A 23,843-nucleotide genomic window follows, 5' to 3' on the forward strand; every position below is an offset into this window, starting at 1 on the left:
CCGGATAGATTTAAGCAAGCCAACCACATCGCCCGTTAATCAGTATTGCAAAAATGGGGGGGACCATAGATTTTTTATGTGTGTCCCGTCCTGAATAAGGTTTACACCTCCTGACCTATCTTCAGGAGGACTCAAGGGATTGAGGTAGAAGGCGCAGCCTGTGATGCACCGGCCAACGCCAGTAGCATCAACAGCACCACCGCCCATGGAAACGCCGCAACCCCCCAGCCCTCAAGCAACACCCCGCCGGCCAGCCCGCCGCCCGCTATCCCCAGGTTCCATACGGTCACCAGCATCGATTGCGCGGCATCCGCCGACGCGCCTGCCGATTTGGCCAGTGCGGTCTGCAACAATGCGGGCAGGCCGCCAAATGCCAGGCCCCAGAGGGCGATAGCCACGTAGATGACGGCGGGTATGTTGATCCAGAACGCCAGCCCCACGGCTATCAAGCCAAACAGCGCACAACTGATCAGCAGCAGTGTATGCAACCAACGATCAATCAACAGGCCGGCTAACCAGATGCTCAGCAGCGCCGCCAGGCCAAACACCAGTAGCACCCGGTCGATATCGGCGGTGATCGCGGCAGGCGCCAGCAGCGGGGCGATGTAGGTGTAGAGAATGTTGTGGGCGAGCACGTAGGTAAAGGTCACCCATAACACCGGACGAATACCTGGCAAGGTCAATACTTCACGCATTCCCAAGCGTTTTCCTGGCGGTTCGCCGGCAAAGTCAGGGAGCTGCCAGCGCGCCCAGATCAACAGCACCAGCGTCAGCCCGGTCATGATCGCAAAGCTCAGGCGCCAGCCTGCAACGGTGCCTAGGAACGTGCCGGCCGGCACACCCAGGGACAAGGCCAATGGTGCGCCCAGCATCGCTACGGCGATCGCCCGGCCTTGCAAGTGCGGTGCAACCATCCGGCTTGCATAGCCTGCCAACAACGCCCAGAGCAGGCCGGCGAAGACCCCGGCAAAAAAGCGGGCCCCCAGGGTCAGCCCATAGTGACTGGACAGCGCCGTGACACTGTTGACCAGCGCGAAACCACCGATGGCGACCAGTAACAATGGCCGCCGACGCCAGCCTCGGGTCAGCAGCGTCAACGGTATCGCCGCGAGTAGTGACCCAAGCGCGTAGAGAGTGACCAATTGACCGACGAGCGCAGGCGATACGTCGAGGCCTTCGCCCATCTGCGGCAGGAGCCCGGCGGGCATGGCTTCAGTGAGGATGGTGATAAACCCGGCGCACGCCAGGGCCAGCAAGCCGCCCAGCGGTAGTACGTCAGGCTGGGCTGTCGTTGGGCAATCGGTCAGTGAAGGGCTGTTGCTCATAGCGCTCTATCCATGCAAAGGGGCAAGGGGGGCAGAGTAGGGGGATGTGAGCAACGGAAAAACAGGCTAAGGTTCCGAACTTATCGGACACCTATATCCGTAATACTCAAGGATTCGTTCATGGACAGCCTGGGCAGTCTCTCGGTATTTGTGCAGGTGGCGGAGACTCGCAGCTTTACGGCTGCCGGTCGCGTTCTGGGGGTGTCATCGTCGGCGGTGGGTAAAAGCATCGCACGCATGGAAGAGCGCCTGGGCGTAAGGCTATTTCACCGCAGCACGCGCAGTATCACCTTGACCAGTGAGGGTGCGCTGTTCCTTGAGCGCTCACGGCGCATCCTGGCCGAGGTCGAGGCGGCCGAGCAGGAGTTGACGCAAGCCGGGGCCATCCCTCGGGGCAAGTTACGCATCAGTGTGCCGCAGGTGCGCGGCCTGTTGATGCCGGTGCTCAGCGACTTTATGCGCGCCTACCCGGCTATCGAATTGGATGTGGATTTTTCCGACCGTATGGTGGACGTGATCGAGGAGGGTTTCGATGCGGTGATTCGCACCGGTAAACCGGAAGATTCGCGCTTGATGGCGCGGCATCTGGGCTATTACCAGTTGGTGCTGGTCGGCACCCCCGGTTACTTCGACCAACATGGCACCCCGCAGCAGCCGCAGGACCTGAGCCGCCATGCCTGCCTGCGCCATAAATTCTGCGCCACCGGCAAGCTGGAAAACTGGCCATTGCGCCAGGTGCCAGGCATTGCCGAGCCGACACTGCGCGCACCGCTGGTCAGTACCACCATCGAGTCCCTCAACCATGTGGTGCTTGAGGGGTTGGGTATCGCTTGCCTTCCGGACTACATGGTCAACCAGGCCGTGGAGCAGGGGCGTTTACAGCGTGTACTGGACGACTACCTCGAGCACCGGGGTAGTTTCTGGATGTTGTGGCCATCAAGTCGCCATGCCTCGGCCAAACTCCGCGTGTTTATTGACCATATGTGTGCCGGGCTTTTTCCTGTAGGCACCGATGTGTAGGCCTGTGACGTTTTACCGACAGGAATGCGCGCGCCAAGGCCTCGTTCTGTTGCACAATACCGCCCTGACTGTTTTCCTCAGGATTTTCAATGTCGACATCATTTCACTTGCGTAGCCTCGGGTTGGCGCTGGTGCTGGCGGGCGCCGCGGGCTGCTCGTCACCCAAGACCGCTATTTATGAACATGAAAATTTCGACGACTCTGGTACGTTTTCCCGGGATTACCCGGTCACTGACGTGGCAGCGTGCGAGGCCGCACGGCGTGCCCTGCTGAGCCAGGGCTACATCATCACCAGCAGCGATCCGAAACTGGTAGTGGGTAACAAGAGTTTCCAGCAGACCGGCGAGACTCACATGCAAATCAGCTTCAACGTGGTGTGTGCCGATGACGGCAAGGGCAAAAACCACTCGACGATGTTCGCCAACGCCCTGCAGGACCGCTATGCGCTGAAGAAGGTCAATAACTCCGCAAGCCTGGGGGTGGGCGTGCTGGGCTCGGTGTCGATGCCGATTGGCTCCACCGATGACTCGATGGTGAAGGTGGCGAGCGAGACCGTCTCGGCGCCGAAGTTCTACGAGCGCTACTTTGCCCTGGTGGACGTGTTCCTGCCTCAGGAAGTCAAGAAGGCGGCGCATATTCCAGAGACGCCTAAGGCGGACCTGGGGGTACCGGAACCCAAGGTCGCCCCAGCGGCCGAGAAAACGCCAACGCCGAAGGAAGCACCCGCGGCGCCGGCCGCCTCGGAGCCGGTTGTACCTGCGCCGGAGGCTGCGCCGATTGCCCCGCAGGCAGAACCGACACCTGCACCGACACCAGCGCCAACCACGTCGGACCTGCCGCCGCCGACAGAGCCGATTCCACCCCTGCCGACGCCTGCACAGTAAATCAGACCGCTACGGGATTGGTCTTGTCGACATTGATTCCGTAGCGCCTGATCGCCTCACTGACTTTGTCGCGTCCGATCAACCCGTCGTCGGCCAGCGCCTTCAGTGCCGCCAGCACGATGAAATGCCGGTCCACCTCGAAGAACTCGCGCAAGGTTTCCCGTGTATCCGACTGCCCGAAGCCGTCCGTGCCCAGCGCAACAAAGCGCCGGTTTGCCACGAAGGGGCGGATCTGGTCGGCGAAGAGCTTCATGTAGTCAGTGGCCACCACCACCGGGCCCATCTGTCCGGCCAGGCATTGTTCGACGTAACTCAAGCGCGGTTCACGTTCCGGGTGCAGCAGGTTCCAGCGTTCCGCTTCATGCCCCTCACGGCGCAACTCGGTCAGGCTGGGCGCACTCCATACGGTGCTGTGTACGGCGAAATCCTTGTCGAGCAATGCAGCCGCAGCGATCACTTCCCGCAGGATCGAACCACTGCCCATCAATTGCACCTGTGCTTGCTGATGAGTACTCAGGGGATACAAACCCTTGAGAATGCCTTCTTCCACGGCTTCGGGCATTGCCGGGTGTGGGTAGTTCTCGTTGAGCAGGGTGATGTAGTAGTAAATATCCTCCTGCTCGACATACATGCGCCGCATGCCCTCGCGAATGATCACCGCCAGCTCGTAGGCAAAGGTCGGGTCATACGACACACAGCAGGGAATCACTGACGCCAGGATATGGCTATGCCCATCGTCATGCTGCAAGCCTTCGCCCATCAGGGTGGTGCGCCCGGCCGTGGCGCCCAGCAGGAAACCGCGCGCCCGTGCGTCGCCAGCCGCCCAGGCCAGGTCGCCGACGCGCTGGAAGCCGAACATCGAGTAGAAAATGTAGAAGGGTACGGTCATCAGGGCGTGGTTGCTGTAGGACGTACTCGCCGCGATCCAGGAGGAAATGGCGCCAGATTCATTCAGGCCTTCCTGCATGATCTGTCCGTCCTTACTCTCCTTGTAGTAGCTCAGTTGCCCAGCGTCCTGTGGGGTGTAGAGCTGGCCGACGGCGGAGTGGATACCTATCTGACGGAAGAGGCTTTCCATACCGAAGGTGCGTGATTCGTCCGGCACGATGGGTACGACCCGCTTGCCCAGGTGCGGATCCTTGAGCAGCGTGCCGAGGATCCGCACAAAGGCCATGGTGGTGGAGATGGCGCGCTCGCCGGTGTCTTTGAGCTGGGTGGCGAAGGCGCTCAGCTCCGGAATCTGCAGTGACTCGACGGCGGTGTGGCGTGCTGGCACATAGCCGCCCAACGCTAGGCGCCGTGCGGCGAAGTAGCGAGCTTCTTCGCTCTCGGCGGCTGGCTTGAGGTAAGGGATTTCGGCCAACTGCTCATCAGGCACTTCCAGGCCGAAGCGGTCGCGGAAGGCTTTGACGGCATCGGCGCCCATTTTTTTCAGTTGGTGGTTAATGTTCTGGCCTTCGCCAGCTTCGCCCATGCCAAAACCCTTGACGGTTTTCGCCAGGATCACCGTGGGCTGGCCGGTATGACGCACAGCGGCAGCATAGGCGTTATAGACCTTGTCGGGGTCATGACCGCCTCGTGAGAGTTTCCAGATATCCTCGTCGGACAGGTCTGCAACCAGTGCCAGCAACTCTGGGTATTTGCCGAAGAAATGTTCGCGCACATAGGCGCCATCCTGGGATTTGTAGTTCTGATAATCGCCGTCCACGCACTCCATCATGCGTTGGCGCAGCAGCCCGCTCTGGTCTTTTTCCAGCAGCGCGTCCCAGCCACTGCCCCAGATCACCTTGATCACATTCCAGCCTGCCGCGCGGTAGAGGCTTTCGAATTCCTGGATCACCTTGGCATTGCCGCGTACCGGGCCGTCCAGGCGTTGCAGGTTGCAGTTGACCACGAAGATCAGGTTGTCGAGCTTTTCGCGCCCGGCCAGGGAAATGGCGGCCATTGATTCCGGCTGGTCCATTTCGCCATCACCGAGGAACGCCCAGACCTTGCGGCCCTGGTGCTGCTTGAGCGCGCGCAACTCCAGGTAGCGCATAAAGCGCGCCTGGTAGGCGGCGGTGATCGGCCCGAGCCCCATGGACACGGTGGGGAATTGCCAGAAGTCCGGCATCAATCGTGGGTGGGGGTAGGACGATAAGCCCTGGCCACCGGCCTCGCGCCGGAAGTTGTCCAACTGCGCTTCGCTGATGCGGCCTTCGAGGTAGGCACGCGCGTAGATGCCTGGGGAGGAGTGACCCTGGATGTACACCAGGTCGCCATCGAACGTGTCGGTGCGCCCACGGAAAAAATGGTCGAAGCCGACGTCATACAGCACGGCGGCCGACGCATAGGTGGCGATATGCCCACCGACACCGGAATGTTTGCCGGCGCGCAGCACCATGGCCATGGCATTCCAGCGGATAAACGCATTGGTGCGGCGTTCGATGGCCAGGTTGCCGGGGTAGGGCAGCTGGCGGTCTACCGGGATCGTGTTGATGTAGGGCGTGGTCACCCGCCCGTAGAAGTCACCATGCCGCGCCACGTCGAAATCCAGCAACTGGTCGATCAGGTAGTGGGCGCGCGGGCGGCCTTCGGTGGACAGCACCGACTCGATGGACTCCAGCCACTCGCGGGTTTCCTGTGGATCGGCGTCGCGTCTGACTGTGTTATTCGGGGTCATGTGAGGCTCCAGGGTAGGCGGATTTCAAGTGGTGGGCTCCTTGTGGGAGTGTTGCAATATAATTGCAATTGCAACTACATGAGCGAATCTAGCGCGGGATGAGCTACTATTGCAACCTTCTTGAAATCCACCGGATGGTGTTGCATGTCGTCGAAAGAGCCCGATGTATGGTTCCGTTTTGTCAGGGCCCACAGGACGGTCATCCGTGAAATCGAGCGCCGCCTGGCGGCCGCCGACTTGCCGCCTTACGCCTGGTACGACGCACTGTGGGGCCTGGAAAGCGGCCCCGAAGGCACCCGCCGCATGCACGAGTTGGCCGATGTGCTGGCCATCGAGCGCTATAACCTCACACGCCTGGTAGACCGCCTGGAAAAGGACGGCCTGGTAGTGCGTTCACGCTCCGACGGCGATGGTCGCGCGGCATTTGCGTCGATCACCGATGCCGGCCGGGCATTGCGTAAAAAAATGTGGAAGATCTACGAAAGCACGGTGGACGAGTTGTTCCTGTCGCAGATCGAACCGGAGCAGCGCCAGGCGTTTGCCGAGGCGTTGGAGCGTACTGCCGGGATGGCGATGGCGGCAGGTGTTCAAACCCGTGGCCGACGCAAGTCGGAAGCTTGATGCCGATCCCATGTGGGAGGGGGCAAGTCCCCTCCCACAATGGCGTGCATGCCTGTTCATTTCAGTGCATACCGGTTTATCGCCAGGTCCACCTGCCGGGCATCAATAAGCCCTTCTTCCGCCAAGGCGTTCAATGCCAATACCGCAATCCAGTAGCGACTGGGCGCGGTCGCCTGCACCGAACCGGCTCCCAGCGCCACGAACCGCGCATCCACATACGCCGCCAACTGATCGACAATTGCCTGCGGATAACCGGTGACGGCAATGACCGGCGCCGCATTTCCGGCCAGGCAATCACGTAAATGGCAGCTGCGTTTGGGGGCCGTCGGATGCAGGCGATTCCAGCGTTCAATGGTCGCCGCTTCACGGGCCAACCGCGTATAGCTGGGACAGCTCCACAGTTGGGCCGTGATCTTCCAATCCTCTTCCAACAATCGCGCCGCCTGGACGACTTCTTCCAGCGCCCGGCCTGCGCCGAGCAATCGCACATCCCATGAGGGACCGCCCTGGATCGGGTACATGCCCTTGAGCGCATCCTCACGGTCCTGTGCGCTCAAGGGCACTGCGCTTGCGTGGTCATGCAGCGCCAGGTAATAGAAGCCCGGTTGGCCTTCGACATACAGCGTGCGCAACCCTGCCAGCACAATCGCCTGGGCTTCCTCGCCCGAAGCCGGGTCGTAGGGCGTGCAGCGCGGATGGGTCGCCAGCCATATCGGCAGGGATGGTTGCGTGCCCTTGGGCCAGGGGGAGGCGTGGTTTTCGATGTCGTTGCACAAGATGCCGCGCTGCGTCGTCTCCTCCGTCAAGGCGCATAACTGCGCAGACGAGACGGCGCTGTGCAGGTACAGCAGCGGTTTTTCCCCGGTATTGCGTGCGAACCAGCTGGGCCATCCATCTACGCGCCGGGAGTGGGACTGGCCGCGGATCACCCAGGCCTGTCGGCTGGATTCCAGGGTGTTGGCGATGCTCATCACGGTGTATAGCGGTGAGCGGCAGGCCGTTGTCGCACAACTCAAGGCGTCGAGACAGAGCTGCGCGGCGCGGGCGGTAGCGGTGGTCATAGGGAGGGCACCTGGCGACGAATGCCCTTACCTTAGTGGAAATCGGTATATTATTGCAATTGCAATGATTGCAATTGTACTTAAAGCCTCCTGTGCTAAATCCGTATAACGCTGCTACGTTTAATCTTGGAGTGCAGGAGCGTCATGACGTCGACATATTTTCGTCATCACGGCACTTTAGGCTGGCTGTGCAGGTCATTTGTCTGCAGCCGCTTTTAATTCAAAACAAGGAGCCCACCATGGACGATTACCAGGAAGAACTGCTGGAGTACCAGGCCTTTGAACTGGACCCTCTGGATCCGGCCGATGATGCCACCGAGCTGTAAGACCGACTTCAGGCGGAGTGCCGCTGACTGCGGCGAAATTCCCCTGGGGTCTGGTTGTTCCACCGCCTGAACGCCCGTTGAAAGGCTTGGGCCGAGGCAAAACCGAGCAAATAGGCGATCTCGCCGAACGCCAGTTCCGTATCGCGAATGTAAGTCATGGCCAGGTCGCGGCGGGTGTCGTTGAGGATTGCGCGAAACTGAGTGCCTTCTTCGGCCAGTTTGCGGCGTAGCGTCCAGGTGGGCAGCTTCAAGCGTGCCGCCACTTCTTCCAGGTCGGGTTCCCGGCCACCATTGAGCATCGGCCCGAGCAACCGGGTAATGCGCTCGCGCAGGCTGCGGGTGCGAGTCAACTGCTCCAATTCCCTTTCACACAATTGCAGCAAGAGTTGCCACGTGCTTGGACAGTGCTGTGGGTTGCGCAGGGCCAGGGTTTGCTGGCTGAGGCGCAGTTGATTGATGTCGGCGCCGAAGTGGACCAGGCCGTCACCCAGCACGTTGTACTGGTCGCTGTACTCGGGGGCGTCGAATTCAATCTCGATGCGCTGTGCCTGCACCGGTTGCTGGGCCAGGCTCGACAGTTGGTGCAGCCACCCGGCGATGATCGAGTCCACCACAAAGCGGTTGTAGGCGTTGTAGGGGCTGATGGAATAGAAGCGCAGCCAGGCGCCTTCGGCATCCTCATGAAAACTCGATTGCCCGCGATAGTTGGAACCGTACAGCGCTTCGAAGCGTGTGAGGGTGCGCGCCGCTTCACGCACGTTGGGCGCCTGGGCGGCCGTGACCCCGGCCAGGCCGGCCTGGCTCAAGCGACTGAGTTGGCCCATGCGCAGGCCCAGGGCCTGGTCGCCGGTGAGTTGGATGGCGGCATGGCCCAGGCGCATATAGCGCGGGATCGACAAGCGCGCGCCCGCTTCGGCGAGGCGTGCCGGGTCAAGGCCGTATTGCAGCAGCAGGGGTTGCGGGTCGAGGCCGTGGCTGTGGATTGCGTCGGCCAGGGTGTGCACGAAGCCCACCGACAGATCCCCCAGGCGCACCGGTTTCACGGCATTACAACCAGATATTCAGCAGGCGTGCGCCGCGGGCGTCGCCGTCGGCAATGATTTGCCCGTTGCTGCTGAGGAAACTGTGCCCGGCAGTGCCCAGGTCCCAGAACTGCCCACGCAGGAACACGCTCATGCCGGCGCTGGCCTGGCTGATGGCGGGCTGGCTGATGAGGGTGAGACGGCGCCAGGCCTCGCCCTCGCTGAGTTCTTCGGGCTTGAGGCTGATTTCCGCTGGGGTGGACACACTTTTGAAGCCACGCCATGGGCGGTCCCAGGTGTCGCGACCGATGACAAACGCCGGCACCGCGATCAGCTGTGCGCCTTGTTCGTTGAGCTTGCGATAGTTGTCCGGGTACCAGCTGTCACTGCCGATCAGGATACCCAGGCGTCCAGCCGGGGTGTCGACTACGCTGACGATGGTTTCATCGCCCGGCTCGATAAAACCGCGCTCATCGTAGATCGGGTAGAGCTGGCGTTGCGGCTGGCCCACGGGCAAACCGTCGGCGGCAAACACCAGGCTGGCGTTGTACAGCGCACCATGGCCGACCTGCAAGTGACCTTGGCGGACGCTGGGGTTGGGCAGGGCGATGGAGCCGGCCACCAGGGTCACGCCAAATTCCTTGGCCAGGCCGCCGAACAGTACCTGGTAATCGCGCGCCATCTCCGGGGCTTTCATGCGCAGGTAGGCATCGTCCATGCGGTTATCGCCGGTGGCGCTGATCCAGGCCCGCAGGAACTGCAACGGGTTGCTGATCGACAGCCAATTCATCGCATCTTTGACATGGGTCGCTTGGTACAGCTCGTTTTTCTCACCGCCGAGCATCAGCCAGGTGCCGATGTGTTCCGGCAGCACCACGATGGTCTTTTCATTGATCAGCCCCTGGTCGCGGGCTTTTTGCAGGTAGGCCGCCAGCTTCAGGTGCAGGCGTTCCAGGCTCTGGTAGTCAGCGGGGAACAGCTCGGGCTGGATGCCCAGCAGATTGCCGCGGTCGGCCGGCTGGCCTTCGTTGACGGCCAGGGTAATGCGCAGGTCGGACAGGTAATGCGCCACGGGGCGCTCCTGGGTCCAGACCAGATACGCGGCGATGGCGGCAACCAGGGCCATGGTGACGGTAAGAACGAGAAGTTTACGCATGGGGGAACAGACAACGGACCAAGTGCAGGGTTCGCACCTAGGGTAGGGCCCATGCCCCGGCTTGCCAAGGGGCACTGTGCATTTGGATCAATAACTTGTCAGTTTCAGTCATTGAGCCGTCATCCCTCGCCTCTTAGTCTGTGGGACATAAACCGATGACGGGCCCTACGAGCCTGCCACACCCCCGTGATGATCCGTTGTGGAGCTTGACCATGACCGCTGCTGCGTACCCGCACCTGCTGGCCCCGTTGGACCTGGGTTTTACCACCTTGCGCAACCGTACCCTGATGGGCTCGATGCACACCGGCCTGGAAGAGAAACCGGGCGGTTTCGAGCGCATGGCGGCCTATTTTGCCGAGCGCGCCCGTGGCGGCGTGGGCCTGATGGTCACCGGCGGCATTGGCCCGAACGACGAAGGCGGGGTGTATGCCGGCGCGGCCAAGCTGACCACCGAGCAGGAGGCGCAGAAGCACAGGATCGTCACGCAGGCCGTCCATGACGCGGGCGGCAAGATCTGCATGCAGATCCTCCACGCTGGCCGTTATGCCTACAGCCCCAAGCAGGTCGCGCCGAGTGCGATCCAGGCACCGATCAACCCGTTCAAGCCCAAGGAGCTGGACGAGGCGGGCATCGAAAAGCAGATCCAGGATTTCGTCACCTGCTCGCTGCTGGCTCAGTCCGCCGCGTACGACGGCGTGGAAATCATGGGCTCCGAAGGCTACTTCATTAACCAGTTCCTCGCCGCTCATACCAACCACCGTACCGACCGTTGGGGCGGCAGCTACGAAAACCGCATGCGCCTGGCGGTCGAGATTGTGCGCCGGGTGCGCGAAGCGGTGGGCCCGAACTTCATCATTATCTTCCGCCTGTCGATGCTCGACCTGGTCGAAGGCGGCAGCACCTGGGAAGAAATCGTGCAGTTGGCCAAGGCCATCGAGCAGGCCGGCGCCACGCTCATCAACACCGGGATTGGCTGGCACGAAGCGCGTATCCCGACCATCGCGACCAAGGTACCGCGTGGCGCCTTCAGTAAAGTCACCGCCAAGTTGCGTGGCGCGGTGCAGATTCCGCTGATCACCACCAACCGCATCAACACCCCGGAGATTGCCGAGCAGATCCTTGCCGAAGGCGATGCCGACATGGTCTCGATGGCACGACCGTTTCTCGCTGACCCGGAGTTCGTCAACAAGGCCGCTGCCGGTCGCGCCGATGAAATCAACACCTGCATCGGCTGCAACCAGGCCTGCCTGGACCACACCTTTGGCGGCAAGCTGACCACTTGCCTGGTCAACCCGCGGGCGTGCTACGAGACCGAGCTGAACTACCTGCCGGTGAAACATATCAAGAAAGTCGCCGTGGTCGGCGCCGGCCCCGCAGGCCTGGCAGCGGCTACCGTGGCGGCTGAGCGCGGCCATCAAGTCACGTTGTTTGACTCCGCCAGCGAGATCGGCGGCCAGTTCAATATCGCCAAGCGCATACCGGGCAAGGAAGAGTTCTTCGAAACCCTGCGCTACTTCAAGCGCAAGCTGCAGACCACCCACGTCGAGGTGTGCCTCAACACCCGTGTGGATGTCGCGCAACTGGTGGCGGGCGGCTATGACGAGATTATCCTGGCCACCGGCATTGCGCCACGCACCCCGGCGATCCCGGGTATCGACAATGCCAAGGTGCTGAGCTACCTGGACGTGATCCTTGAGCGTAAGCCGGTGGGCAAGCGCGTCGCGGTGATCGGTGCCGGTGGCATCGGCTTTGATGTGTCGGAATTCCTCGTGCACCAGGGCGTCTCCACCAGCCTGGACCGTGATGCGTTCTGGAAAGAGTGGGGCATCGACACCCAACTGCAAGCCCGTGGCGGCGTGGCCGGGATCAAGCCCGAGCGTCATGCACCGGCGCGCGATGTGTTCCTGCTGCAACGCAAGGCTTCCAAGGTCGGCGACGGCTTGGGCAAGACCACCGGCTGGATTCACCGCACCGGGTTGAAGAACAAGCAGGTGCAGATGCTCAACAGCGTCGAATACTTGAAGATCGACGATGAGGGCCTGCATATCCGCATCGGCGCCGAGGGCGAGCCGCAGCTGTTGGCGGTGGACAATATCGTCATCTGTGCCGGCCAGGATCCGTTGCGCGAATTGCAGGACGGCCTGGTCGCCGCGGGCCAGCACGTGCACTTGATCGGCGGTGCCGATGTGGCGGCCGAGCTGGACGCCAAGCGCGCCATCAACCAGGGCTCGCGCCTGGCGGCCGAGCTGTAAGGAACCGAGGCGGGGCGGTGTTAGACTACCGCCCCTTTTTCATGCAGATGTTCCCCCGATGGGTCCCTTCGATTGGCTTCCCTGTGCGCCGCTTGAACCCTTGCCGCTGGACTGGCTGAACGGGGTCGAACTGGCCGTGCTGCGCCTGGACCGCATCGACCCGCTGATCAGCGGCAACAAGTGGTTCAAGCTCACCGGGCACTTGGCCCAGGCGCAACAGGCCGGTGCGAACGGAATCATCAGCCTGGGCGGAGCGCACTCCAACCATTTGCACGCGCTGGCGGCGGCGGGCAAACGCTTCGGTTTCCCTACCGTCGGCCTGTTGCGCGGCCATCCTCAAGACACCCCCACCGTGGTCGACCTGAAAGCCTTCGGCATGCAGTTGCATTGGCTGGGGTATGGCGGCTATCGCGCACGTCACGAACCTGGATTCTGGGCACCATGGCGTGAGCAGTATCCGGACTTACATCCTGTGCCCGAAGGCGGCGGCACGCTCTGCGGGGCGTCGGGGTGTGGCGTGTTGGTCGAGCAGGCTCGCGCCCAGTTGGGCAACCTGGGGTGGGCGGATTACACGGCCTGGTGGCTGGCGGCGGGCACTGGCACCACCCTGGCGGGCCTGGTGCTGGCAGAGGCTGGTGCGCATCCGGTGTTTGGCGCAATGGCGGTGCCGGATGATCACGGTGTCGCGCAAAACGTGCAGGCCATCGTGCAGCAGGGATATGAGCTGCTGGACGCCAGCCGGGGTGGGTTTGCCAAGGTCGACCCACTCCTGCTCGACTTTATCGACGCCACCGAACAGGCCTGCGGTGTGCCGCTCGAGCCGCTGTACACCGGCAAGGCGTTGCTGGCGTTGAAGCAACAGGTCGAGGCCGGACGCTTCGGTCGCGGCACTCGCCTGATCTTCATCCATACGGGCGGCTTGCAGGGCCGTCGTGGGATTGGCGCCTAGCGCTTGGGCATCATGCGCAACACCGTGTTATCGCGCATGAAGTAATGGTGGTAAAGGCCGGCCACCGCGTGCAGCCCGATCAACCAATAACCGATCGAACCGCCCAGTTCGTGCCATTCCTTGATCTGCTTGGCCAGGTCCTTGTTTTCACCGATCAGCGGCGGTAACTCGACCCCGTAGAACATCACGGAATGCCCTTGGGCGCTGACGATCAGCCAACCGGCGATCGGCATGCCGATCATGAACACGTACAGCGCCAGATGCATCAGGGTCGCCAGCGAGGACTGCCATTGCGGGGGGGCCGGAACGATCTTCGGTGCAACGCCCAGGCTGCGTGCAAACAGGCGCAGCCACACCAGCACAAACACGGTCAGGCCGAACATGAAGTGCATTTCGACGATCAACGCACGCCCGCCACTGCCTTTGGGAAAGATCCCGCGAAACTCAATGCAGGCGTAGACCACCGCCAGCAACACCACCATCAACCAGTGCAACGCAATCGACATGGTGCTGTAGCGTGTATCGGAATTTTTCCACGGCATCGCTTTCTTCCTCACTCATCAGGGCAAACCTCCGTTCTTTGGCGACGAAGTCCTTTTACTGTAAGCCTGTTTTGCCGGATTTGCCCGACGCGAATGCCGTTGTGTTGACCTTGATCAGTGCGCTTGCGGCATTTCACCGCGCGCCAGGCGCTGGTTGATGTCCGTGATCACCGCCGGCAGGTCGCTGATGGTGTCGATCAGGTAGTGCGGGCGCGAGGCTTGGAACAGCGTCTCGATGCGCGTGCGTTCGCTGGCCAGGGTGGCGCTGTCCAGTGCGCGAAATTGCGCGTAGGTCAGGCCCAGGGCGTTGCCGGAGCAGGTCAGGGCCACGGTCCACATCCCGGCGCGGCGGCCTTCGAGAATGCCCGGGACGGTGTCGTCGACCTTGACGCAGGCCGCCACATCGTCAATGCCCAGCGCGATCACGTTGGCCAGGGCCTGGGCCGGCCACGGACGGCCATTGGGGACTTCGTCGGTGGCAACCACGTGGTCGGCGCTATAGCCGTTGCGGGCCGCCAGGGCGACAACCTTGTCCATCACTGGCTTGGGGTAGCCGGAGCAGGAACCGATCTTGATCCCCTGCGCACGCAGCGCCGCGATGGTGTCGAGGGCGCCAGGGATCAGGGCCGAGTGTGCGGCGATTTTCTCGATCTGCAAGGGCATGAAGCGCTGGTAGATGGCGGTGACGTCGTCATCGCTGGGCGTGCGGCCGAACACCTTGCGGTAGCGCTCGGCGACCGCCGGTTGGTCGCAGAGGGTGCGGATATGGTCCCACTTGCCCATGCCCATCGGGCCACGGGCTTCTTCGATCGAGACGTGCACGTCGAACTCGGCGAAGGCTTCGACAAAGATCTGCGTGGGGGCGAACGAACCGAAGTCGACTACGGTGCCAGCCCAGTCGAGGATGACGGCCTGGAGGGTGTTGGGGGTTTGATAGTTCATGGGTCGAATCCTGTGGGTCATGGGGAGAATCAAATGTCCAACACTTCCATCTCTTGCAGCACCTGGGCTACTGCCGCCACCGCCGCCTGCATCTCGGCGATATCGACGTGGCCGATGCAGCCGACGCGGAAGGTCTCGACCTCGGTCAATTTGCCGGGATACAGAATGAAACCCTTGGCCTTGACCCGTTCGTAGAACGCCTTGAACTGGTAGCGCGGGTCTTTTGGCGCGTGGAAGGTGACGATGATCGGCGCCTGGATCGCTGCCGGCAGGAAGCTGCGCAGGCCCAGTTCGGCCATGCCGTCGAGCAACGCCTGGCAGTTGTTGGCGTAGCGCTGATGGCGCGCGGGCAGGCCGCCCTCTTCGTGGTAGTGCAGCAGCGCTTCGTGCAGGGCGGCGACCACGTGGGTGGGCGGGGTGAAGCGCCACTGGCCGGTCTTGGCCATGTAGCTGTGCTGCTCGAACAGGTCCATCGCCAGGGAGTGGCAGTTGCCTTGGGCGGCGGCCAGCGCCTGTTTTTCGGCGAAGACAAAGCCCATGCCGGGCACGCCCTCCAGGCATTTGCCCGAGGCGGCGATCAACGCCTCGAACGGCACTTGGCGGGCATCGATCGGCAGTGCGCCGAACGAGCTCATGGCGTCGACGATCAGGCGCTTGCCGTGGCGTTTGACCACTTCGGCGATCTGCGGCAGCGGATTCAGAATGCCGGTGCTGGTTTCGCAGTGGATCAAGGCGACGTGGGTGATGGCCGGGTCGGCGTGCAGCAGGCGGTCGACGTCGGCGGCGGTAGTGGGTTCGTCCTCGGCGGTCGCAAAGGTGCTGAACGTACGGCCGAGTACTTCACAGATCTTCGCCAGGCGTTTGCCATAGGCGCCGTTGATCAGCACCAGCACCTTGCCGTCGCGGGGCACCAGGGTGCCGATGGCGGCTTCGACGGCGAAGGTGCCGCTGCCTTGCAAGGGGATGCAATGGTGGCTTTCGGCACCGTTGAGGATCGCCAGCAGTTGCGCGCAGGTGCTGGCAGTGAGTTGGTTGAAACGCTCATCCCATGACCCCCAATCCACCATCATTGCCTGGCGAGTGCGGGCAGAGGTGGTCAAGGGGCCAGGTGTCAGCAGGATCGGCGCGGCAGTGCTCATCTCAAGTCCTTGCAAGCTGTTTGGGGGTGAAGCTACGGCGCCTAAATTGCAGTTTGGCTTGTTATCAATCAAATTGTTTGTTGTTATGCGAGCTATCAGTCAGGCCGATAGCCAGGTCAATCCCCATGAACCTGTTCCAATTGCGCGCATTCGATGCCGTGGCCCGCGAGGGCAGCTTTACCCGTGCGGCAGCGCGGCTGTTCATCAGCCAGCCGGCGGTCACCGGGCATATCAAGGCCCTGGAAGAGCACTACCAGATCCCGCTGTTGCGTCGCACGGCGCGGCGGGTCGAGTTGACCGAGGAGGGCGCGCGCCTGGCGGCGATCACGCGCGCGATCTTCGGCCTGGTCGACGAGGCGCAGACCCTGCTGGAGGCCAATCGACAATTGCTCACCGGGCGCCTGGAAGTGTCGGCGGACGGCCCGCACCTGGTGATGCCGATGATTGCCAGCCTGCGTGCGCGTTACCCCGGCATCACCGTCAACCTGCGCTTGGGCAATGCTCAGGAAACCCTGGCGGCGTTGCTGGCCGAGCACGTGGATGTAGCGGTGCTGACTGAGGTGGAGCCGCGCAATGGCTTGCACCTGCAACCCTTGGGCGAGTCGCGGATTTGCGCGTTGGTACCGGCCAGCCACCCGTGGGCGACGCTGCCCAAGGGCATTGGCCTGGAGCAATTGAACGAGGTGATCATGGTGCTGCGCGAGCCCGGCTCCATCACCCGACGCACCTTTGACGACGCCTGCCTGGCGACCAATGTGCAACCCAGGGTGTTGCTGGAACTGGACAGCCGCGAGGCGGTGACCGAAGCCGTCGCGGCTGAATTGGGGGTCGGCGTGGTGTCGTCGATGGAGGTCAGCCAGGACCCGCGCGTGCAGGCGGTGCCGATCCGCGGCGAGGGGCTGCTGAACCGGCATATGCTCGGGTGCATGGAGCGGCGCCGGTCGTTGCGTTTGATTCAGGCGTTCTTCGAGCTGGCGCCGATGAGGGGCTTGGTGCCGGAGCAGGATGCGACGATCAAACCCTTGCGAACCTGAGGGGTATGGCCGGTTTTTGGTGGATCAGAGCGTTTTTGCCCTATAAACTCTGCCCCCAAAGCGCCGGCCAGTAGACGTTTCGGCGCGATGGACGAGAAGAGAGTGAGTCATGGGCGCACAGTGGAAAGTCAAACATAAAGAAGCGGCAGCCAATGCCAAGGGCAAGATCTTCGGCAAGCTGGTGAAAGAGATCACCATCGCCGCGCGCAATGGCGCCGACACGGCGACCAACGCCCACCTGCGTCTGGTGGTGGAACAGGCCAAAAAGGCCTCGATGCCCAAGGAAACCCTGGACCGCGCCATCAAGAAAGGCGCCGGCCTGCTGGGTGAAACCGTGCAGTACCACCGCGTGACCTACGAAGGGTTCGCCCCGCACCAGGTGCCGTTGATCGTCGAGTGCGTCACCGACAACATCAACCGCACCGTGGCGGAAATCCGCGTGGCCTTCCGCAAGGGCCAACTGGGGGCTTCCGGCTCCGTGGCCTGGGACTTCAACCACGTTGGCCTGATCGAAGCGTCGCCGGACAGCCCGGACGCTGATCCGGAAATGGCCGCGATTGAAGCCGGCGCCCAGGACTTCGAAGAAGGTGAAGAAGAAGGCACGACCCTGTTCATTACCGAGACCACCGACCTGGACGCCGTGCAAAAAGCCTTGCCGGAGCAGGGCTTCACCGTACTGTCGGCCAAGCTGGGCTACATCTCGAAAAACCCGGTGAGCGGCTTGACCGACGCGCAGATGGCGGAAGTCGAAGCCTTCCTCGAAGGTCTGGACAACCATGACGACGTGCAGGATATGTTCGTCGGCTTGGCAGGCTGATTGATAGCTGAATAAGCTCGGCTCGAATGTGGGAGGGGGCTGGCTCGCGATGGCAGTGGGTCAGCCAACACACCTGCCAACCGTACCACCGCCTTCGAAGCCTCGCTAAAGCTCGACATCTCCCACAGGGGATTGGCGGTATCCACGAGATCCACAGCCGGGCTGCTCTCTACCTGCCACCCGCGATCAAATGTGGGAGGGGGCTTGCCCCCGATGGCGGTGGGTCAGCCAACACACCTGCCAACCGTGCCACCGCCTTCGAAGCCTCGCTAAAGCTCGACATCTCCCACAGGGGATTGGCGGTATCCACGAGATCTACCGCCGGGCTGCTTTCTACCTGCCACCAGCAATCCAGTGTGGGAGGGGGCTTGCTCCCACATTGGGTTCAGGGGTGTGGGATAGATTGCAGCAGCGCGTCGACTTCCTCGAAACTCGGCCGTGCCAACACCTCCGGCTGGCAGCAGCGCGCCTGCAAGCTTTCTAGCACCTGACGCGTGTCGTCGCTCAAGCCCGTGTCGATCCGCTCCAGCAACTCCCCGAGCAACACCCCGAACGCCCGCACTTCAATGTGCTGCAACGCTCTGGTCTCCAGGGTATCTGCCGTGGCATGGAATGACGCGGCGCCAAAATCCCCCAGCAGGCAATCACCCGCCGCGTTCCACAGGATATTGTGGCCGTACAGGTCGCCATGGGTGATGCCGTGCCGGTGCAGGTGTGCGGCCACCGAGGCGATGCCCCGCGCCATGCGCAATGCCACGGCGAGGCTGAAGCGGGTAGCAGGGTCGTAGATGTCGCGGGTGCAGGACGCGAGGCTGGGCAGGGCGGCGAGGTTACGGTAGCTCGGTTCGATCAGGTCCATCACCAGCGCGGCCTGGCCGTCGGGGTGGCCCACCACACGGCCTTCGACCTTGATCAGGTTGGGGTGCTGCCCGGCCGCGATGCAGGCCTGCATTTCATGCAATGGCGAGCCGTCGCTGGTGATGGCGCCTTTATAGAGTTTGACCGCGACGGGCTTGGCCTCAGGTTGCCACGTGGCCTTGCGAATCACTCCGGAGGCACCTTCCCCGAGCACGTCGGCGAGCGCCAGTTGCGCCCAGGGAATATCCGGTGTCGCGTCGTCGGCGGCCACGTCAACCGCCATTTCCACCGGGTTGCCAGCGTAGGCCAGCCAAGTCAGGCTCGGCAGTGTCAGCAGCCATTCGGGCAAGCGGGTCAGACGGTTGGAGGCGATGCGGATCAGCTCAAGGTTCTGGCAGTTGGCCAGGCTCGGCGGCAAATGCGCGAGTTGGTTGCCGGCCAGCATCAGTTTTTGCAGCAACGGCCGCTGGCCCAGTTCGTCGGGCAGTTGGCTGATGCGGTTATCGGTGAGGATCAGCCAGCGCAACTGCGGCGGCAGCGCGGCCGCCGGTACGTGGCGGATCTGGTTGGCCTTGAAGCCGATCATGCTCAGTTTGGCGCACTGGCCCAGGCATTCGGGCAGTTCCGTAAAGGCGTTGTCCGAGCAGAACAGTACGCGCAGGTGCGGCAGGCGATGCAGGTCATCCGGCAGGCTGCTCAGGGCGTTGCCGCTGAGGTTGAGGATTTCCAGGGAGTCGGCCAGTTCGAAGATTTCCCGGGGGAATTCAGTCAGCCCGCAGGACAGGTCCAGGCGCGTGATACCGGCCAGTTGGCCGGCCTTGAGTTGGGCGAGGGTATTCATGAACGGCGCGGTCACTCGGCAAGAGGGCGTAAAAGGCGCTCATGATACCGGGTCGGGCGCGCGTTGCGGGCTGACCGTTTGCAATTGGTTCAGGCGGCTGGCCGTGCGGGCCAGGTCGATGGCCTGGCCTTCCAGGGATTTGGCCAGGGGCTGTTCGCCGATCAGGGTCAACTGCTTATCGCGGTCGTAGAGTACGTCTACCAGGTTGATAAAGCGCTGTTGCACGGCGATCGGGCAATCCGCCAGGTATGGCAGCCCATCGATGATCCAGTGGTCGAAGTCGTCGCACAGCAGCAGGTAGTCCATTACCGCAGTGAGTTGTTCGCACAGGTCGCTGAAGGTGAAAGCGATGCGGTGTGCTTCGCGCTGGCGGCAGGTCAACTGGCGGGCGCCGACGCTGAGGGGCTGCGGCGGGCAATCGGTGGTGGGCAAGCCAAGGGCCTCACGTTGTGCCGGCGTGCCCGGCCACACGTATTGCCCCTGGGTAAAGCGCTGTTCGGCATGGGCCTGGGGCAGGCTGCGGAAGTCGCGGGGCGAACTGACTTCCAACATCTCCATACGCGCCGCGATCAAGTCGATCACCGGCTTGAAACGCTGGTGGTACAGGGGGTTGGGCAACAGGCCCGCGGGCGGGTAGTTGGAGGTGACCAGCACCAGGACACCGCGCTTGAACAAGGCTTTGAACAGCCGGCTGATCAGCATGGCATCGCCAATATCGTGGACGTGGAACTCGTCGAAGCACAGTACGCGGCAGCCCTCGAGCAGCTCATCCAGGGTCGTGGCCAGTGCGTCTGGCTGCTGACGATGGGCGAACATGCCCCGGTGCAGGCGGGCGAAAAAGTCATGGAAATGCACGCGTTGTTTTTCGGCCATTGGCAACGCCTGGAAAAACCCATCGAGCAGCCAGCTTTTGCCGCGCCCCACCGGGCCGTGCAGGTACAGGCTGCGAGTCGGTTGGCCGGCCAGCAGGTGCGCGGTTTCGCGGGCCATGGCGGCGATCGCCTGGGCCTGGCCGGCGCTGAGGGTGTAGCCCTGTTGCTCGGCCTTGTGCTGAAAGAACATCGGGATGGAGGCGTCGACGCGGGTGCCGGGGGGTTTACCGAGCAGGCGTCGGATCAGGGGAAACACGGCCAATGCAAGTCACTCTGTGGTGCGGTGGTCGCTTACTTTAGAGCCCCGGCCATGTTTTGACCAATCGAGAAGGGCGCCGCCAGCCATCTCGAAAAGGCATGGCCTGTAGACACCCGCCCAAGCGCTCAGCAGGCGGCGCGGGTTTGGGAGGGCCGGGTGCACCTGCAACGCCGAGACCTGGACCGATACAGTGGTGCTGGAGTTTCTAGAACTTCAACAGCGGCGCGGTGGGCTGATCCACCGGGCTGACCATCGCATAGTTGTAGCCGGCGCCGGACCAGTACTCGGCGTGTAAGCCGTCAGCGCTGCGGTTGCCACGGGGCAGAAAGCCGTTGTCCGGGCCCGGTGGGCGGATGTAGAAGCTGATGTGTCGACCTTGCGTGTCTTCGTACAACACCATCGCCGCTGCGCCTTGCTCGGTGGTGAGCAAGCGTGCGCTGACCGGCTTGAAACCTGCCTGGCTCAAGTCCGGCAGGCGGTGGGCCTGGTTGAAGTAGCGATCAAGCCAGGTTTGCATCGTGCCGCTGTCTGAAGAGCGGTAGTCGGCCGGCATGATGCCGTCCTGGGCAAACAGGCGGTAGGCCTGCATGGCGTCGGCCATGGGCAGCAGCGGCGGTTGCGTGGCTTCACGGGCGTGCCAGCCGCCAATGCCACCGAGGCTGACGGCAATCAGCAGCACCGCCGCTGTCGCGAAATGGCGGCGGGACTGATGTTTGATGCGCTGGCGAATCAGCATCGGGTCCAGCCCAGGGTTGGCCGGCTGGTGCAGGACGCCACTCAGTGCCGCGCGCAGCAATTGCGCATCCTGCTGCCAGGCGTGGACTTGGGCCGCGACCTCGGGGTGGGCCGCCAAGTAGGTTTCAAGCACACGCCGATCACTCTCCAGGAGCTGGTGATCGACGTAGGCATGCAAATCGCGTTCGCTGGGGGGCAGGCTGATCATTTGAGTATCCGCAGGGAAGGGCTGGCGATTTCGCCATCGCTGAGTTGGCGCAGGGCCTGGCGCGCCCGCGACAGGCGCGACATCACCGTGCCGATGGGCACGTCGAGGATTTCTGCGACTTCCTTGTAGCTCAAACCTTCGACCGACACCCACAGCAGCAGCGCACGTTGCTCGGTGTTGAGTTGATCGAAGGCTTGCAAGGTGGCTTGGGCCATCACCGTGCGCTCGACCGAGGGCTCGGCATCATCGCGCCCGGTGAAAAAATCGAGCATGCGTGCATAGCGGCGGCTGCGTCGATGGGCGTCGAGGAACTGCCGGTAGAGGATCGAGAACAGCCAGGCGCGCAGGTCGCCTTCCAGACGTTTGTCGTCCCAGCGGATGATCGCCCGTTCCAGGGTCGACTGCACCAAGTCGTCGGCGCTGCTGGCGTGACGGGTCAGGGACACGGCAAAGCGCCGCAGCCTGGGGATGAGTTCACGTAACTGTTCGTCGAGTGCGTGCATGGGATGCTGGCTGGTCGCTACGTTGGGACTAGAGAGACGTCCGGCGCTGAAGGTTATTCCCCTTTCTCGAAAATAAATCAAAGGCCAGGGAATAGAGCGGATCGGCATTCGTCTCAATGCACCGACCCTATGTTCACCGCCAAAGGCCCTTGGCCCTGGAGTTTCCTGATGGTAGATCACTCACCACCACCCCGTCTTGCGCTGAGTACTGCGAGCCTGATTGCTCGACTTGTCGGCATCGGTGCGGTTGTTGCGGTTGTTGCGGGGGCGTTTGCCTACGTCAACGGCACCCTCGACCCACAACGCCTGCGGCCCACGACGCTGGTCAATGCCCTGGAAACCAATAACGGTGTGCATCCGGGGTTCCGCCGCAACCACGCCAAGGGTGTGTGCGTCGCGGGTTATTTCGAGAGCAGCGCCGAGGCGCGCGCGTATTCCAGCGCCCAAGTCTTCAGCGCAGCCAAAACCCCCATCATCGGCCGATTTGCCTTGCCCAGCGGCAACCCCTATGCACCGGACAGCAGCGTGCCGATCCGCAGTTTTGCCGTGCAATTTACCCAAGCCAACGGCCAGCAATGGCGCACTGGGATGAACAGCATGCCGGTGTTCCCGGTGGGCACGCCCGAGGCGTTCTATCAACTGCTCAAGGCCGGCGCGCCCGACCCGGCCACCGGCAAGCCGAACCCGGCGAGTATGCCGGCGTTTTTTGCTTCTCACCCTGAGACCGCGCCGTTCCTGGCGTGGGTCAAGACCGCCAGGCCATCGGCCAGCTATGCCACTGAAACCTACAACGGCATCAATGCGTTTTACCTGGTGAACGCCGACGGCAAACGCCAGGCCGTGCGTTGGGGCGTCGTACCGCAGAGCCAGGATGCACCCGGCGATAGCGCACCGGCAGGCAATGACTTTCTGGAGAAAGACCTGGTGCAACGCCTGGCGGCAGGACCGCTGCGTTGGCAATTGAACATGACCCTGGCCAACCCCGGTGACCCGCTGGACGATGCGAGCAAGACCTGGGCCGGTGAGCACAAGGTCATCAACGTCGGCAGCCTGGTGCTGGACAGCAGCCAGCCACAGGTCGATGGGGATTGCCGTGACATCAACTTCGACCCGCTGATTTTGCCGAGCGGCATCGAGGCGTCCAATGATCCGCTGCTGGCGGCCCGTTCGGCTGCGTATGCCAGTTCTTACCTGCGTCGCGCTGGCGAAGTCAGCCCCTTGCACAATGCCCCTCAGGAGTCGAAGCCATGAATGCCCAACCACGGTTTTTCACGCCCCTGGCGCGCCTGCTGCATTGGTTGATGGCGCTGATGATCATCGCGATGCTGTTTATCGGTGCGGGGTTGGCCGCGTCGGTGTCCGAGCGGCATGAATGGTTGATTCACCTGCACAAGCCGTTGGGGATTGCGATTCTGGCGCTGGTGATCGTGCGGCTGGTGGTGCGCTTTTCCACGCGCCAACCACCGCTGCCCAGCGATTTGCCGTTGTGGCAAACACTGGCGGCCAAGGTGTCTCACCTGGTGCTGTATGCCTTGATGCTGGTGCTGCCGCTGCTGGGTTGGGCGATGATTTCAGCGGCGGGCGACCCGGTGATGCTGAGCAGTTCGATACAGCTGCCGGCGCTGGTAGGCGCGAATGCACCATTGTTCGCGGTGTTACGCAAGGCCCATGGGTATCTGGCCTACCTGCTGTTCCTGACGGTGCTTTTGCACCTGGCGGCGGCGTTATTCCACGGGCTGATTCGGCGCGATGGCGTGTTGCAAAGCATGACCGGTACCAAAGACTGAGGCTGCCATTGAACCCTTGCCGGCCCAG

At 62.6% G+C, this 23,843-nt stretch carries 21 protein-coding genes; 9 read left to right on the forward strand and 12 right to left on the reverse strand.

Annotated features, from left to right (window positions below; translation table 11 throughout):
* Positions 1-131: 131 nt before the first annotated feature.
* Complete coding sequence (locus AC1Q6I_RS23985; RefSeq protein ID WP_102624852.1) at positions 132-1,325, reverse strand: MFS transporter; 1,194 nt, start codon at positions 1,323-1,325, stop codon at positions 132-134.
* A 120-nt stretch (positions 1,326-1,445) separates the two neighbouring features.
* Here AC1Q6I_RS23985 and AC1Q6I_RS23990 point away from each other — a divergent pair, with 120 nt between their 5' ends.
* Both AC1Q6I_RS23990 and AC1Q6I_RS23995 read left to right on the forward strand, forming a co-directional pair.
* Positions 1,446-2,345, forward strand: coding sequence for a LysR family transcriptional regulator (locus AC1Q6I_RS23990; RefSeq protein ID WP_102624851.1), 900 nt, complete (start codon positions 1,446-1,448; stop codon positions 2,343-2,345).
* Between the two features lie 89 nt (positions 2,346-2,434).
* A complete protein-coding gene (locus AC1Q6I_RS23995) occupies positions 2,435-3,229 on the forward strand; it encodes a DUF2242 domain-containing protein (RefSeq protein ID WP_102642568.1) in 795 nt (264 codons plus the stop codon).
* A 1-nt stretch (position 3,230) separates the two neighbouring features.
* On the opposite strand, the gene aceE is transcribed toward AC1Q6I_RS23995, so the two are convergent.
* The gene (gene aceE / locus AC1Q6I_RS24000; RefSeq protein ID WP_102624849.1) at positions 3,231-5,891 is read right to left on the reverse strand and encodes a pyruvate dehydrogenase (acetyl-transferring), homodimeric type; all 2,661 of its coding nucleotides are present in this window, start codon (positions 5,889-5,891) and stop codon (positions 3,231-3,233) included.
* 144 nt (positions 5,892-6,035) lie between these two features.
* On the opposite strand from aceE, the gene AC1Q6I_RS24005 reads away from it, so the two are divergent.
* Positions 6,036-6,512, forward strand: coding sequence for a MarR family winged helix-turn-helix transcriptional regulator (locus AC1Q6I_RS24005; RefSeq protein WP_024076265.1), 477 nt, complete (start codon positions 6,036-6,038; stop codon positions 6,510-6,512).
* Between the two features lie 56 nt (positions 6,513-6,568).
* On the opposite strand, the gene AC1Q6I_RS24010 is transcribed toward AC1Q6I_RS24005, so the two are convergent.
* From AC1Q6I_RS24010 to AC1Q6I_RS24020, 3 genes are all read right to left on the reverse strand, one after another.
* Entirely contained in the window at positions 6,569-7,573 is a 1,005-nt protein-coding gene (locus tag AC1Q6I_RS24010) for a transketolase-like TK C-terminal-containing protein (protein ID WP_102624848.1), read from the reverse strand.
* Positions 7,574-7,907: 334 nt separating this feature from the next.
* Positions 7,908-8,942, reverse strand: coding sequence for an AraC family transcriptional regulator (locus AC1Q6I_RS24015; RefSeq protein ID WP_102624847.1), 1,035 nt, complete (start codon positions 8,940-8,942; stop codon positions 7,908-7,910).
* Positions 8,943-8,946: 4 nt separating this feature from the next.
* Complete coding sequence (locus AC1Q6I_RS24020; RefSeq protein WP_102624846.1) at positions 8,947-10,077, reverse strand: carbon-nitrogen hydrolase family protein; 1,131 nt, start codon at positions 10,075-10,077, stop codon at positions 8,947-8,949.
* Positions 10,078-10,289: 212 nt separating this feature from the next.
* Here AC1Q6I_RS24020 and AC1Q6I_RS24025 point away from each other — a divergent pair, with 212 nt between their 5' ends.
* On the forward strand, positions 10,290-12,329 hold the full coding sequence (locus AC1Q6I_RS24025; RefSeq protein WP_102624845.1) for an NADPH-dependent 2,4-dienoyl-CoA reductase: 2,040 nt from the start codon (positions 10,290-10,292) through the stop codon (positions 12,327-12,329).
* A gap of 58 nt (positions 12,330-12,387) precedes the next feature.
* Positions 12,388-13,278, forward strand: coding sequence for a 1-aminocyclopropane-1-carboxylate deaminase/D-cysteine desulfhydrase (locus AC1Q6I_RS24030; protein ID WP_102624844.1), 891 nt, complete (start codon positions 12,388-12,390; stop codon positions 13,276-13,278).
* Here the strand turns inward: AC1Q6I_RS24030 and AC1Q6I_RS24035 are convergent.
* The 3 genes from AC1Q6I_RS24035 to AC1Q6I_RS24045 all read right to left on the reverse strand — a co-directional run bounded on the left by AC1Q6I_RS24035 (position 13,275) and on the right by AC1Q6I_RS24045 (position 15,901).
* Positions 13,275-13,820 (reverse strand): cytochrome b, encoded by a 546-nt coding sequence (locus tag AC1Q6I_RS24035; protein WP_102624843.1) that lies wholly within the window; start codon positions 13,818-13,820, stop codon positions 13,275-13,277. The genes AC1Q6I_RS24030 and AC1Q6I_RS24035 overlap by 4 nt on opposite strands.
* 114 nt (positions 13,821-13,934) lie before the next feature.
* The gene (gene phnX / locus AC1Q6I_RS24040; protein ID WP_024076258.1) at positions 13,935-14,762 is read right to left on the reverse strand and encodes a phosphonoacetaldehyde hydrolase; all 828 of its coding nucleotides are present in this window, start codon (positions 14,760-14,762) and stop codon (positions 13,935-13,937) included.
* 29 nt (positions 14,763-14,791) lie between these two features.
* Positions 14,792-15,901, reverse strand: a complete 1,110-nt coding sequence (locus tag AC1Q6I_RS24045; RefSeq protein WP_102624842.1) for a 2-aminoethylphosphonate--pyruvate transaminase — start codon at positions 15,899-15,901, stop codon at positions 14,792-14,794.
* 125 nt (positions 15,902-16,026) lie between these two features.
* Between AC1Q6I_RS24045 and AC1Q6I_RS24050 the strand changes: the two genes are divergently transcribed.
* Together AC1Q6I_RS24050 and AC1Q6I_RS24055 are read left to right on the forward strand one after the other, a co-directional pair.
* Positions 16,027-16,935, forward strand: coding sequence for a LysR substrate-binding domain-containing protein (locus AC1Q6I_RS24050; RefSeq protein WP_102624841.1), 909 nt, complete (start codon positions 16,027-16,029; stop codon positions 16,933-16,935).
* Positions 16,936-17,044: 109 nt separating this feature from the next.
* Positions 17,045-17,752 (forward strand): YebC/PmpR family DNA-binding transcriptional regulator, encoded by a 708-nt coding sequence (locus tag AC1Q6I_RS24055; RefSeq protein ID WP_069076539.1) that lies wholly within the window; start codon positions 17,045-17,047, stop codon positions 17,750-17,752.
* A 385-nt stretch (positions 17,753-18,137) separates the two neighbouring features.
* Here the strand turns inward: AC1Q6I_RS24055 and AC1Q6I_RS24060 are convergent, their stop codons facing one another.
* The 4 genes from AC1Q6I_RS24060 to AC1Q6I_RS24075 all read right to left on the reverse strand — a co-directional run bounded on the left by AC1Q6I_RS24060 (position 18,138) and on the right by AC1Q6I_RS24075 (position 22,028).
* On the reverse strand, positions 18,138-19,451 hold the full coding sequence (locus AC1Q6I_RS24060; protein WP_102624854.1) for a protein kinase: 1,314 nt from the start codon (positions 19,449-19,451) through the stop codon (positions 18,138-18,140).
* Positions 19,452-19,490: 39 nt separating this feature from the next.
* Positions 19,491-20,585: a cell division protein ZapE gene (gene zapE, locus AC1Q6I_RS24065; protein WP_102624840.1), complete on the reverse strand. Its 1,095-nt coding sequence runs from the start codon at positions 20,583-20,585 to the stop codon at positions 19,491-19,493.
* 202 nt (positions 20,586-20,787) lie between these two features.
* Positions 20,788-21,525, reverse strand: coding sequence for an anti-sigma factor family protein (locus tag AC1Q6I_RS24070; protein WP_102624839.1), 738 nt, complete (start codon positions 21,523-21,525; stop codon positions 20,788-20,790).
* Positions 21,522-22,028 (reverse strand): RNA polymerase sigma factor, encoded by a 507-nt coding sequence (locus tag AC1Q6I_RS24075; RefSeq protein ID WP_102624838.1) that lies wholly within the window; start codon positions 22,026-22,028, stop codon positions 21,522-21,524. The genes AC1Q6I_RS24070 and AC1Q6I_RS24075 overlap by 4 nt, the downstream gene beginning before the upstream one ends.
* 168 nt (positions 22,029-22,196) lie before the next feature.
* Here AC1Q6I_RS24075 and AC1Q6I_RS24080 point away from each other — a divergent pair, with 168 nt between their 5' ends.
* Entirely contained in the window at positions 22,197-23,279 is a 1,083-nt protein-coding gene (locus tag AC1Q6I_RS24080) for a catalase family peroxidase (protein WP_102624853.1), read from the forward strand.
* Positions 23,276-23,815 carry a cytochrome b gene (locus AC1Q6I_RS24085; protein ID WP_102624837.1) on the forward strand — a complete coding sequence of 180 codons (540 nt, stop codon included), beginning with the start codon at positions 23,276-23,278 and terminating at the stop codon, positions 23,813-23,815. Before AC1Q6I_RS24080 ends, AC1Q6I_RS24085 begins: the two co-directional genes overlap by 4 nt.
* The last annotated feature ends 28 nt before the right edge of the window (positions 23,816-23,843 follow it).

Source organism: Pseudomonas sp. MPR-R2A5 (assembly GCF_058793055.1).

Bases quoted from the DNA above. Each gene is read 5' to 3' on its own strand.
- AC1Q6I_RS23985 (WP_102624852.1), bottom strand. From the start codon at position 1,325: ATGAGCAACAGCCCTTCACTGACCGATTGCCCAACGACAGCCCAGCCT.
- AC1Q6I_RS23990 (WP_102624851.1), top strand. From the start codon at position 1,446: ATGGACAGCCTGGGCAGTCTCTCGGTATTTGTGCAGGTGGCGGAGACT.
- AC1Q6I_RS23995 (WP_102642568.1), top strand. From the start codon at position 2,435: ATGTCGACATCATTTCACTTGCGTAGCCTCGGGTTGGCGCTGGTGCTG.
- aceE (WP_102624849.1), bottom strand. From the start codon at position 5,891: ATGACCCCGAATAACACAGTCAGACGCGACGCCGATCCACAGGAAACC.
- AC1Q6I_RS24005 (WP_024076265.1), top strand. From the start codon at position 6,036: ATGTCGTCGAAAGAGCCCGATGTATGGTTCCGTTTTGTCAGGGCCCAC.
- AC1Q6I_RS24010 (WP_102624848.1), bottom strand. From the start codon at position 7,573: ATGACCACCGCTACCGCCCGCGCCGCGCAGCTCTGTCTCGACGCCTTG.
- AC1Q6I_RS24020 (WP_102624846.1), bottom strand. From the start codon at position 10,077: ATGCGTAAACTTCTCGTTCTTACCGTCACCATGGCCCTGGTTGCCGCC.
- AC1Q6I_RS24025 (WP_102624845.1), top strand. From the start codon at position 10,290: ATGACCGCTGCTGCGTACCCGCACCTGCTGGCCCCGTTGGACCTGGGT.
- AC1Q6I_RS24030 (WP_102624844.1), top strand. From the start codon at position 12,388: ATGGGTCCCTTCGATTGGCTTCCCTGTGCGCCGCTTGAACCCTTGCCG.
- AC1Q6I_RS24035 (WP_102624843.1), bottom strand. From the start codon at position 13,820: ATGCCGTGGAAAAATTCCGATACACGCTACAGCACCATGTCGATTGCG.
- phnX (WP_024076258.1), bottom strand. From the start codon at position 14,762: ATGAACTATCAAACCCCCAACACCCTCCAGGCCGTCATCCTCGACTGG.
- AC1Q6I_RS24045 (WP_102624842.1), bottom strand. From the start codon at position 15,901: ATGAGCACTGCCGCGCCGATCCTGCTGACACCTGGCCCCTTGACCACC.
- AC1Q6I_RS24050 (WP_102624841.1), top strand. From the start codon at position 16,027: ATGAACCTGTTCCAATTGCGCGCATTCGATGCCGTGGCCCGCGAGGGC.
- AC1Q6I_RS24055 (WP_069076539.1), top strand. From the start codon at position 17,045: ATGGGCGCACAGTGGAAAGTCAAACATAAAGAAGCGGCAGCCAATGCC.
- AC1Q6I_RS24060 (WP_102624854.1), bottom strand. From the start codon at position 19,451: ATGAATACCCTCGCCCAACTCAAGGCCGGCCAACTGGCCGGTATCACG.
- AC1Q6I_RS24070 (WP_102624839.1), bottom strand. From the start codon at position 21,525: ATGATCAGCCTGCCCCCCAGCGAACGCGATTTGCATGCCTACGTCGAT.
- AC1Q6I_RS24075 (WP_102624838.1), bottom strand. From the start codon at position 22,028: ATGCACGCACTCGACGAACAGTTACGTGAACTCATCCCCAGGCTGCGG.
- AC1Q6I_RS24080 (WP_102624853.1), top strand. From the start codon at position 22,197: ATGGTAGATCACTCACCACCACCCCGTCTTGCGCTGAGTACTGCGAGC.
- AC1Q6I_RS24085 (WP_102624837.1), top strand. From the start codon at position 23,276: ATGAATGCCCAACCACGGTTTTTCACGCCCCTGGCGCGCCTGCTGCAT.